General features: G+C 42.5%; 9 protein-coding genes. 6 read left to right on the top strand and 3 right to left on the bottom strand.

Annotation, left to right across the window (positions count from 1 at the left end; translation table 11 throughout):
• Window positions 1–37: 37 nt before the first annotated feature.
• Complete coding sequence (locus G5B30_RS11045; RefSeq protein ID WP_165320216.1) at window positions 38–1,099, top strand: Mrp/NBP35 family ATP-binding protein; 1,062 nt, start codon at window positions 38–40, stop codon at window positions 1,097–1,099.
• Between the two features lie 78 nt (window positions 1,100–1,177).
• On the opposite strand, the gene G5B30_RS11040 is transcribed toward G5B30_RS11045, so the two are convergent.
• From G5B30_RS11040 to G5B30_RS11030, 3 genes are all read right to left on the bottom strand, one after another.
• Complete coding sequence (locus G5B30_RS11040) at window positions 1,178–1,714, bottom strand: hypothetical protein (protein WP_165320053.1); 537 nt, start codon at window positions 1,712–1,714, stop codon at window positions 1,178–1,180.
• A 120-nt stretch (window positions 1,715–1,834) separates the two neighbouring features.
• Entirely contained in the window at window positions 1,835–3,190 is a 1,356-nt protein-coding gene (locus tag G5B30_RS11035) for a SusD/RagB family nutrient-binding outer membrane lipoprotein (protein ID WP_165320052.1), read from the bottom strand.
• A gap of 18 nt (window positions 3,191–3,208) precedes the next feature.
• Complete coding sequence (locus tag G5B30_RS11030) at window positions 3,209–6,262, bottom strand: SusC/RagA family TonB-linked outer membrane protein (protein ID WP_165320051.1); 3,054 nt, start codon at window positions 6,260–6,262, stop codon at window positions 3,209–3,211.
• Between the two features lie 272 nt (window positions 6,263–6,534).
• Here G5B30_RS11030 and trmD point away from each other — a divergent pair, with 272 nt between their 5' ends.
• The 5 genes from trmD to G5B30_RS11005 all read left to right on the top strand — a co-directional run bounded on the left by trmD (window position 6,535) and on the right by G5B30_RS11005 (window position 11,679).
• Window positions 6,535–7,212, top strand: a complete 678-nt coding sequence (trmD, locus tag G5B30_RS11025; protein ID WP_165320050.1) for a tRNA (guanosine(37)-N1)-methyltransferase TrmD — start codon at window positions 6,535–6,537, stop codon at window positions 7,210–7,212.
• A gap of 245 nt (window positions 7,213–7,457) precedes the next feature.
• The gene (locus tag G5B30_RS11020) at window positions 7,458–8,861 is read left to right on the top strand and encodes an anthranilate synthase component I family protein (protein ID WP_165320049.1); all 1,404 of its coding nucleotides are present in this window, start codon (window positions 7,458–7,460) and stop codon (window positions 8,859–8,861) included.
• Window positions 8,862–8,886: 25 nt separating this feature from the next.
• Window positions 8,887–9,462, top strand: coding sequence for an anthranilate synthase component II (locus G5B30_RS11015; protein ID WP_165320048.1), 576 nt, complete (start codon window positions 8,887–8,889; stop codon window positions 9,460–9,462).
• 79 nt (window positions 9,463–9,541) lie between these two features.
• Complete coding sequence (trpC, locus tag G5B30_RS11010; RefSeq protein ID WP_165320215.1) at window positions 9,542–10,342, top strand: indole-3-glycerol phosphate synthase TrpC; 801 nt, start codon at window positions 9,542–9,544, stop codon at window positions 10,340–10,342.
• A gap of 275 nt (window positions 10,343–10,617) precedes the next feature.
• Entirely contained in the window at window positions 10,618–11,679 is a 1,062-nt protein-coding gene (locus tag G5B30_RS11005; RefSeq protein WP_165320047.1) for a fatty acid desaturase family protein, read from the top strand.
• Window positions 11,680–11,876: the final 197 nt, after the last annotated feature.

Genomic DNA, 11,876 nt, shown 5'->3' with positions numbered 1-11,876 from the left:
CACATTCGGTAACTTCGTGAAAAAAATTACGCAAGTAATGATTACCAAAGAACAGATATTACACGCCTTAGGCCATGTCGAAGAACCCGATCTAAAAAAGGATCTGGTTACCTTAAACATGATCCAGAATATTGAAATTTATCCAGATAAAATTAAGTTTGACGTCGTACTGACTACGCCTGCCTGTCCTTTAAAAGGACATATTGAGCATGCCTGTCGGAATGCGATTGCCCTTTTTGTGAGCAAGGAGATTGCGGTAGATATCAACATGACATCTCGTGTCATAGGGGTAGATCAAAATCAACTCAAGGGTATAAAAAATATCATCCTCGTATCGTCCGGTAAAGGCGGCGTAGGGAAATCCACTGTCGCATCCAACCTCGCTTTAGCGCTTGCGGCGACGGGCGCCAAAACGGGGCTGCTGGATGCCGATATCTACGGTCCTTCGCTACCTATCATGTTTGGCTTGGAAGGCGCAAAGCCCGCTGCCACGCAAGGCCCGGATGGTAAAACCCGGATAGAACCTATCGAAAAGTATGGCCTGAAGCTATTGTCTATTGGTTTCTTTACCGATCCCAACCAACCCATTCCCTGGCGGGGACCGATGGCAACGTCAGCGATCAAACAACTGTTCAATGATGCCGATTGGGGCGAATTGGACTATATGGTCGTCGATATGCCTCCGGGAACCGGCGATATACACATTACCGTAGCACAGACCTACCCCATATCCGGAGCGGTGATTGTCTCTACACCACAGCAGGTCGCCCTTGCTGATGCCAAGAAGGGAATTGTGATGTACGGCATGGAAGGCATTAATATCCCTATTGTGGGTGTCGTAGAAAACATGTCTTACTTCACACCGGCTGAACTGCCAGACAATAAATATTACATCTTTGGAAAAGATGGTGGAAAGCAGCTTGCGGAAGAATATAAAGTACCTTTCTTAGGGGAAGTGCCTTTGGTCAAGTCTATTGCTGACGCAGGGGATAATGGCTTTCCTATCGCATTAGATCAGGACGATCCTACAGCAAAGGCTTTCGCCGATCTTGCCGGTCGTGTAGCCCAGGAATTGAGTATCCTGGCGAATAGAGCGTAAGAAATTTCAAAGTTAGGTAGCAGATATTTCAAAGTAAAGTCCCGGATATTTCAAAATTGAAAGCCAGAAATTTCAAAGTTACCCTAAAACCGTTACAGAAGCAATTGCTTTTGTGCCGGACACAGTACAGTTAGCGTCAGACACACCACACTTTGGTGCAAAGTGTGGTGTGTCTGAGTCATTTCCTATTGTGTTTGCGTCATTCCCTGTTGTGTCTGAGTCATTCCCTGTTGTGTCTGAGTCATTCCCTGTTGTGTCTGAGCCATTCCCTGTTGTGTCTGGGTCATTCCCTGTTGCGTTTGCGTCATTCCCTGTTGTGTCTGAGCCATTCCCTGTTGCGTTTGCGTCATTCCCTGTTGTGTCTGAGCCATTCCCTGTTGCGTTTGCGTCATTCCCTGTTGTGTCTGAGTCATTCCCTGTTGTGTCTGAGTCATTCCCTGTTGTGTTTGCGTCATTCCCTATTGTGTCTGGACCGTTCCCCGTTGTGTTTGCGTCATTCCCTGTTATGTTTCCGTCATTCCCTGTTATCATTGCCGCATTCCCTGTTATGTCTACGTCATTCCCTATTATCATTGCCGCGTTCCCTGTTGTGTCTGCGTCACTCCCTGTTATCATTGTCTCATTCCCTGATGTGTCTATGTCATTCCCTGTTGTGACTGAGTCATTCCCTGTTAACAAAAAATCGGCTGCTCCAATAGGAACAGCCGATCTCTTTCATGCTATGACTTCTTCAAACTATTCAGCCCACCAGACGGGAACGTCTAGTTTTATGAATTTTGCATTAGGATTATATAACGTTGTTTCTTTGGGAAAAGGCAACCGCTTAGGAATAACATCCAGTTTCGCGCCAAGGGATTCTGCTCTAGGGGTAAGTGCAGGTATCCCAGTACGTCTATAATCATTGTAAGATTCTATAGATTGATTGTACATCGCTACCCATTTCTCTGTCAAAATATCAGTTTTAGAAGGGTTAACATACGTTGCTATAGAACTACCATCTTCCTCTCCGTCCGTCACATATTCAACGGATGCCTCTATCGCATCGTTTAGCGCATCCGAAGCATCAGTCCCTTGCCGTTCTAACACTTCTGCTTCGATAAACTTCGCTTCGTAAAACGTAACAATAGGATAGCTTCTAGTTGAAGCAAAGAAGCTACCAACTGTAGAAATGTTAGCACTGATCTGTGATTGTGTAATATCGCCTCCGACATAAAGATCATCTTCATTTTTTTCTAGAAAATAAGAGATTCGGGGATCGTTAGTGGAATTTAGTCGATCAACAAATACTTTGTTAGCCCCAATATATCCCGCTCTTTGACTTTGAAAAGCATCCCATTGATTAGGCTGATCCTCATCATGCACTGCCTCGGCATTTTCAGTATTTGCTGATATACCTTTGGACAAGTAGTCTAAAATATCCGTATCGTAATCCGCCTTATTCGACAGTCTGTTCAGATAACGTGCACGTAAAGTATATGCCGTTTTTGTCCATAACCCAACATTTCCTCCATGAATCAAATCATCGTCACCGGGTAAATAGAGATTGCCGTCTTCGCTATGTTGAAAATCAGCTATCGCATCTTCCAATAAGGCGTCAATACTTGCATATATTTCCTCCTGCGCGTCCAACTTTGGTGTAAGAATGCCCTCATCATGTCGGAAGGCTTCCGAATAGGGGACATCTCCCCATAGATCGGTAGTCATCGCTATATTAATCGCCAAGACAATCTTCCCAATACCCGCGTAATAAGGATTTTCATCTCCCGCCTGATCAATCAAAATCTTTGCATTCTGCATAGTTCCCGTATACAGTCCTATCCATGAATTGGCATAATCCCCTTCTGTGATAAAATAGTCCTGCACATCAGTATATTGGTTACTGAGTCCTACAGAATGCTGTACAAAAATACTGCTCTGCCGTGCCAACTCACCTTCAACATTTACGAATGTGTTGACCTGCAACGCGGTCAACAGGGTAGGCAGGTTCGCTTCAACAGGGACGGTAGGATCGATATACAGATCATCTCCCGTCTTACATCCGACAAGCGTTGCCAGACATAATATATATATAAATCTAAAATACTTTTTCATCTTATTACGAGTTTTGAATTAAAAACCTATACGCAAATTAAGCGAATACGAACGAGTCCCTGGATTATTGTAATAGTCATATCCTGCAAAATTCTGGCTGGATCCCGTCAAACTGGTTTCGGGGTCTACACCTCTATACTTTGTAAATAACAATGGATTACGCAAATTTACACCAAGCTGCAAGTAATCTATAGCTTTTGAAATCTTTTTGAAACGATAGCTCAAATCTACAGATCTTAACCTTACCCAAGAACCATCCTCAATGGCAATTTCAGTGTTTGCGTTTCCTAAATATTTGGAGCTAAAATAATCAGCACCACTTATCGCTGTAGTATTCTTAGTGCCGTCAGCATAAACACCATCAATCACATAAGTTCTGTCTCTATCTGCGGTGATATCTGCCCTTCCCCGTTGAACCAATGTCGCATAGGTACCATTCCATATCTTGCCTCCTTTTCTTATATCCCAAAGAAACGAAAATGACAGGTTTTTATAGTTGAATTCATTGTTGATATTCATCAGCCAATCCGGAATAGTACTTCCTACATTCCCCAACGCATCCTCATATTCCGGAAAACCATCGGGCGAAACTATGATATTGCCATTTCCATCTCTTTTAAACTTCTGCGAGTACATCACACCAAAAGGTTCACCGACAATGGCATACGACTGAGGAGCCGAGAACGCGGAACCGATACTTAATTCTGTAACACCCTCGGCCAACTCTAACACTTCGTTGTCATTGGTAGACCAGTTCACTCTGGCGTTCCAACTGAAATCAGAAGATTTCACGATCGTACCTTCCAAACCCAATTCAATACCTTTGTTTTTCATCTTGCCTATATTATTATAGTAGTCGGAATAGCCTGTTGTAGGGTCTATTGGTTGTACGATTAATAGGTCAGATGATATTTGCTGATAATACGTAAAGTCGAGTCCTAATCGGCCCTTAAAGAATTTCATCTCTAACCCAGCCTCATAACCCTCGTTTCTTTCCGGGCTAAAATTGTCAGACACTGCTACAGCTCCTCTTGCATAACCAGTTCGGCCAATATATGGAAAAGAAAAACCATTGGTCATGCCGTCAGCAATAAACGGCGTTTCGTAATATGTTCTATCGGAATATACACTAGGAGCTATACCCACATTCGAATAGGCTAATCTGACTTTACCATAATCGATAATATCCTGGTTTTCTAACAGATGAGAGAAGACGTAAGAAATATCGGCTTTAGGATAGAAGAAGCCTTTTGCATTCTTACCGAAGGTTGTTGACCATTCATTACGGCCCGTCAACGTCAAGAACAATATATTTCTATAGTCGAATGTAGCATCCAAAAATATCGCTTTACTATTTTGGTATTCTTCAGAATTACTTCCATATAAGCTACTTGCGGAAGCCAAATTGTAATACCCTGCAATCGATAGATTTCTACCACGAGTGAAAGTAGAGCTATATTGTTTATAATTAAAGTTCCCTCCTAAGAGTGCATTTACAGTAAAGTCTGAAGAGATTTCTTTTTTATAGTTCAGCAACAAATCAGTATACAGATTCCTGTAATTAATACTTCTATATTTAACCTCTCCCCATCCTGCACCAAAATCATCCCCATTTGAACCTACTGCATAGATCTGTTTACCAGATGTTGAATAAGAATCCAAACCTGTTTTCCAATTGATTGAGAAGTTTTCATCCAATTTAATATCTGTATGCACATTTCCTGTGATACGATTATTTTCTTCTGTATAGGGATTATATTTCAACGACCAAAGCGGGTTGTCATAATTAGCAAAATACGTATTTTGGCTTCCATCCTCCTTGTTCTCGTAATCCGCAATATTAAACTCTGCTGGATTTCTCAACAAAGCAAGCATCACACCAGCTGGATTACTACCATTTTGAGCCGCCCTTGTATTGGAATTAGTATAACTTAAAGTTCCACCAACATTCATCCAATCCGATAATTTCGTGTCCGAACTTAATCGAGCGGTGTATCTATTGAACTTCGTGAAAGGAACAACACCTTCATTGTTTGTCGATCCTATAGAGAACCGAAAAGAAGTTCTTTCCCCTCCGGAAGTAATCGCCAAATTATTCGTATAGTTCATTCCATTTTTGAAAAAATCACCAACATTATCGTACGTTGGGGTGTTACTAGTCTCCAAGTTTGGACCCCAGCTATTTGGGTCTGCAGGGGAATACACCCCGCCTGCTCCTTGTCCATATTTACTTTGCAATTTAGGTAATCTATTGACTTGCTGTATCTCGGCTCCTGTAGAAAACGTAATACCTAATCCTGAACCTAATTTACCCTTTTTTGTAGTATATATAATAGCCCCATTACCAGCAGCCTGTCCGTAAAGTGCGGCAGCAGCCGGACCTTTTAGTATAGTTACACTTTCTATATCCTCAGGGTTTATGTCTAAAGCCCTGTTTCCAACTTGCACACCCGCTAGATATTGGTTGTATGGGTCATCGCCTGCTCTAGGAAAGTTCACACCATTGTCAATGGGCACCCCATCCACTACAATTAGAGGCTGATTGTCTCCCGAAAAAGTCGCAGGTCCACGCAAGACTATCTTGGAAGAAGCACCAGGTGTACCACTGGAAGAAGTGATCTGTACTCCTGTGGCTTTAGCGGCCAGACCTTGAATGATATTGGCTTCACCGGATTTCGTTAAATCTTCTCCGCTGACATTCGAAACCGAATATCCTACGGATCTCCTTTCTTTCGAAATCCCCAAAGCTGTCACCACCACTTCCTCCAAAGTCTCCGACTCATCTACCAACTGCACGTTGACCACAGATTGATTGCCTACTGTAACGCGCTGGCTGAGATAACCGATGTAGGAAAAGTTCAATACCGAACCATTCGATACCGAAATGGAATAATTCCCTGAACCATCTGTCTGGGTAGCTGTAGTCGACCCGACCACGGACACCGATACTCCACTCACTGGAGACCCGTCCGCTGCGGAAGTGACCTTACCACTCACCTGACGATTCTGTGCGTAGGACACTCCTGTCAGAAATGTCAACACAAAAAATAAACTGAGTAATTTTTGTTTCATGTTTTTGTTTTTTAAAAATTTAGGCGCTTGAGAACGCCTGTTAGTGTTAAAAAGTGTTAAAACATAACAAATATAGAGGTCTCTTTGTTTCGAACCAAGCTTTTTTGAAAAAATATTATGTTTGCATAGTATTTATAATCAATCTATAGAATATGATTATTTATTTCGCTTTATCAATAGTTGTTGGGTTATAGGGTTACATGAGTAGTGAGATATGAGAAAAAAAAGTAGGAGCCCATCGCGGCTTGAGCGACAATCTGTATCTTTGCCCCATGCGATTTGATATCATTACCGTCTTGCCTTCCCTGTTGGAAAGTCCGTTTGCTCATTCCATTTTGCAACGCGCACAACAAAAGGATTTGGCTGAAATACATGTGCACAACCTCCGTGACTATGCCAATAATAAACATAAATCGGTAGATGACTATCCGTATGGGGGTGGGTCAGGCATGGTCATGCAAATCGAACCTTTTGCGGCCTGCATAGAAAAACTCCAGTCTGAAAGATCCTATGATGAGATCATCTACATGACACCGGATGGCCATACCCTTAATCAAACGATGGCCAACGAGCTATCGGTGAAAGGAAATATCATGATTCTTTGTGGTCATTATAAAGGTATTGACCAACGTATTCGGGATATTTATGTGACCCGCGAAATCTCCGTCGGTGACTATGTGCTTTCTGGAGGTGAGCTACCTGCCGCTATTGTCGTGGACGCTGTCGTCCGACTGATCCCCGGTGTGCTTTCGGACGAAACCTCGGCACTCTCGGATTCTTTTCAGGACGGATTACTGGATGCGCCGATTTACACCCGCCCTGCGGATTGGCGGGGTCACAAGGTACCTGATGTGCTTTTAAGTGGACATGAAGCGAAAATAACTGCATGGCGGGACGAACAACAACTGTTACGTACGCAACAACGTCGCCCTGATTTATTAAATGACTAACGAATATTATTTTTTTATTTTTTTGTTAAAATCGCTTGGACATTTTAAAAAATAATATAATTTTGTGCTGCAATGATGAATATGAACAAATATCAATATTGGTGGCGGCCTGAGCATAACATGTTGGGCAACTAATATTTTGGTATTCATAATACGGATTTTTATAATCAACCAAAACCATTCAAATTCAAGCCCGGCAAAATAGTCGGGCTTTTATTTTTAACTTTGATTTTACTTTGCAAACCATGAGATATACATTTCAAACGAACTATAAACAAATACTGGCGGACACGACCACACCTGTAAGCATTTATTTGAGACTCCGTGATATCTTTCCGAATAGCTTACTGCTGGAAAGTTCGGAGTATCACAGTAGAGATAACAATATCAGCTATATTTGCTGTCAATCTATCGCAAGCATTACTTTAGATCAGGACAATCTGCAGATTGCCTATCCGGGTCGGCCGATTATACATAAGAAAGCATCAGAAATAAATCTGAGGGAGGAAGTGTCGGATTTTAGGAAGGCTTTTCAGCCTACCGACCTTCGGGATATACGGGTGATTTCCAATGGGCTCTTTGGATATTTCACGTTCGATGCGGTGTCGCACTTTGAAGATATTAGTCTCACGGCTGAATTGGATGAGCAGCGAGCCATTCCTTTTCTACAATACCATGTCTACCGGTATGTGATCGCCATCGACCATTTCCGCAACCAACTGTATGTTTTCGAAAATCTGCTTGATGACGAAGAAAGTGATCTGGAACGACTGGAATACTTGATCCAAAATAAGAACTTTCCCGAATATCCTTTTCATATCCAAGGCGAAGAAACGTCCAATATGACAGATGAAGAGTTCCGCAGTCTCGTCCGTAAGATGAAGGAACATATACAACGGGGGGATGTTTTTCAGATTGTTCCGTCCAGAGGCTTTGCCCGTCCGTTCGGTGGGGATGAATTCAATGTCTACCGTGCCTTACGTTCGATCAACCCTTCCCCTTATTTGTTTTATTTTGATTTCGGCGATTTTAAGCTATTCGGGTCTTCACCAGAAGCACAGCTAACCATTAAACGAGGGGAAGCAACGATCTACCCGATAGCTGGGACATTCAAGCGAACGGGTGACATGGAGAAGGATGAAAAAATAGCTGAGGAATTGAAAAACGACCCTAAAGAATCCGCGGAACATGTTATGCTAGTCGACCTGGCGCGCAATGACCTGAGCCGTCACTGCTCACAGGTTCAGGTTAGATCCTATAAAGAAGCACAATATTACTCACATATTATCCATCTGGTATCCAAAGTGTCGGGTAAACTCCATCCCGAAGCGAATCCTTTTGACGTGGTCGGTGATACATTTCCCGCAGGTACCTTATCGGGCGCGCCAAAACATATGGCCTTGACCTTAATTGACCGTTATGAAGGACTTCAACGTTCGTTTTATTCGGGCGCATTGGGCTATATGGGCTTCAACGGAGATTTTAACCATGCTATTATGATCCGCTCATTTCTAAGTAAAAAGGGGATGTTGCATTATCAGGCGGGTGCAGGTATTGTACTGGACTCAGACCCGGAGAAAGAACTGCAGGAGGTAAACAATAAAATCGCTGCATTACGAAGGGCCTTAGAAATCGCCGAGGAGATATAATTCACAATTCATAATTTAAAGAACAATGAGCAATCATAACATATTGGTAATAGACAATTACGACTCTTTTACCTATAACCTGGTACATCTTCTACAAGAGCTAAATTGCAAATACGAAGTAGTCCGAAACGACAAATTCACTTTAGATTACGTCGACAATTTCGACAAAATCCTTTTGTCTCCAGGCCCGGGTATTCCGTCTGAGGCAGGATTACTAATAGAGGTTATCCGCACCTATGCCCCGACCAAGAGTATATTGGGCATTTGCCTCGGCCAGCAGGCCATAGCGGAAGTTTTCGGAGGAACACTTTTCAACATGCCCAAGCCGCTGCATGGGGTAGCAACCGACATCATCATTACGGATGAGCAGGAAAAACTCTTCGAGGATTTCCCCCGTAATTCTAAAATTGGCAGATACCATTCCTGGGCCGTGGAAAAAAGCACACTACCCTCGACATTGAAAATAACGGCGCTCGATCCCGACGGAGTCATCATGGCCCTATCACACATAACCTACGATGTACGTAGCTTGCAATTTCACCCCGAGTCCGTGTTGACAGATAACGGCAAAAAACTCATTGAAAACTGGCTTAAGGATTAAGAATAACTTGGAATTTGTATTGAAGATTGACAACGGTGCGCAACGCCGCAATACGCAATACGCAATACGCAATACTAAAATGACTATACTCGATAAAATCGTAGAAAAGAAAAAACAGGAAGTAGCGGAAGCTAAATCAAAGGTCACACAGATTGAGTTGGAACAATATCCCCTCTTCTCCCGGACCTGCTATTCACTAAGAGAATCTATCTTAGATCCGGAACGCACAGGGATTATTGCCGAATATAAACGTGCCTCACCATCGAAGGGTTTAATCAATGGGCATTCGACCGTGCAGGAGGTCGTCCAAGGTTATCAGGCTGCCGGGGCATCGGCGGTTTCGGTGCTGACGGATCCGGATTTCTTTCAGGGAAGTTTGGAGGATCTAACCGCTGCACGCGAGGTATTGCGTATTCCCCTGCTCCGCAAAGAATTTATTGTCGACACCTATCAAATCGCAGAAGCAAAGGCCTATGGCGCGGATGTAATCTTATTGATTGCCGCTTGCCTGACTCCCGCGGAAGTCGAAACGTTCGCCACCTATGCGAAATCTCTGGGTCTGAGCGTGTTGCTTGAAGTCCATAATGTGGACGAGCTAGAACGTAATATTTTTGAGCATATCGATGCCATCGGTGTCAACAACCGTAATTTGAAAGACTTTAGTGTTTCTCTCGAACATTCTTACGACTTAGTCAACAAAATTCCGGAGCGTTATATTAAGGTATCTGAAAGTGGTATCTCAAATCCCGCTACGATACGGGACTTAAGAAACAAGGGGTTCCACAGCTTCTTAATTGGCGAGAATTTCATGAAAACAACTGATCCTGTGCGAGCTATCCAAGACTTCGTTGAGGCTCTCTCAAAAGATCTGCAAGCCTAAAAACGCGTCATTATGAGGAGTCTTAGCGACGTGATAATCTGCGTTTTTGACTGATTAACGCGTTCATCTCCTTAGATTTCTCCTCCTAACGTCGTTCGAAATGACGGTAAAGCCACTTTTGAGACAGCCTCATTACTTTAACATCATTTAACAGCGAGAGGAGAAAACATTCAATTATTAGTCTTATATTTACTGCATTATTTATATTTTATCAAAACCCTGTCTAATAATCAATTACTCATCATCTCTTTTTAAAGGACAGGTAATCACGTTCAATGAAACCAACTATCAAATTCAATAATGTAAGCACATTATTCTCAAAAGCGCTTAAAGAAAAAATAAATCTCTATTTTAAGAACAGTTCGAAGGATAAGACCGGTGACCAACGGATATTCGTTAAGGCCACGACTCTTTTTTTGACTTTTATCGCTATTTATGCTACGCTTGTTTTTCTACAGCCGCACTGGGCCATCGCGATCTTGCTGTGTGCACTCTTTGGCGTAAACCTCGCTGCTATTGGTTTTAACGTCATGCACGACGCAGGTCATAATTCATTTTCAAAAAATAAGACCCTGAACACCTTCTTATCTTACAGCCTAAATCTGCTCGGCGGTAATATCTATTTTTGGAAACTCAAGCACAATATAGCGCATCATACCTATACCAATATCGAAGGAGAGGATCACGATATCGAGGTGAAGTTCATGCGGCTCCACCAAGATCAACAATTGCGAAAACATCATAAATATCAATATGTGTACTTTGTTGTTTTATATGGAATCTCCTACCTGGCGTGGATTTTTTATCAGGATTATGAGAAATATTTCAGACAACGTCTTGGGAAACATTCGGATAAATTTCAGTTCCCGGTGCGGGAGAAAATCATATTCTGGGCAAGCAAAGTTTTTCATTTGCTGCTGTTCATTGTCGTTCCGGTAATTATGGTGGGTTGGCTCCCAACGCTGATAGGCTTACTGATAGCTGGTATGGTGTGTGGGATGTGCCTTGCTACGGTATTCCAGCTGGCCCACGTGGTCGGTGAGACTGAATTCAAAGTTGTCGACTCGGAGCGCATCGAGAGTGAATGGATGGTACATCAACTTCACACCACGGCTAATTTTGCGACGGGGAACAAACTATTGACATGGTTGTTGGGCGGGCTGAACTTTCAGGTCGAACATCATCTTTTTCCTAAAATCAGCCACGTACATTATCCTGCGATCAACCGGATTGTGAAACAGACCTGTCAGGAGTACAGCGTCACTTATCACGAATTTAAATCCTTCGCTAATGCATTTCATTCGCATTGGAAAGTGCTAAAAGGGCTGTCACGATAAGGTATTCTTTATATATAAATTGGCATTAACGGAGATAAATGACGTTCCAGAAAAATAAAAATTTGATTTACAAATAATTATAGTACCTTTGTAAAGTAATAAGGCCTCTGCCTAACGCAATTTCTGAGAGAATTTAATTTATTCTTCTCTTTTAGTTTTCGTTTTTTCAGCAGCCAAGTTTTTAGTTTATAATGTTT

It is taken from the genome of Sphingobacterium sp. SGG-5 (assembly GCF_011043525.1).
Classification (GTDB): Bacteria; Bacteroidota; Bacteroidia; order Sphingobacteriales; family Sphingobacteriaceae; genus Sphingobacterium.
This window is presented reverse-complemented; position numbering and strand designations above follow the sequence as displayed.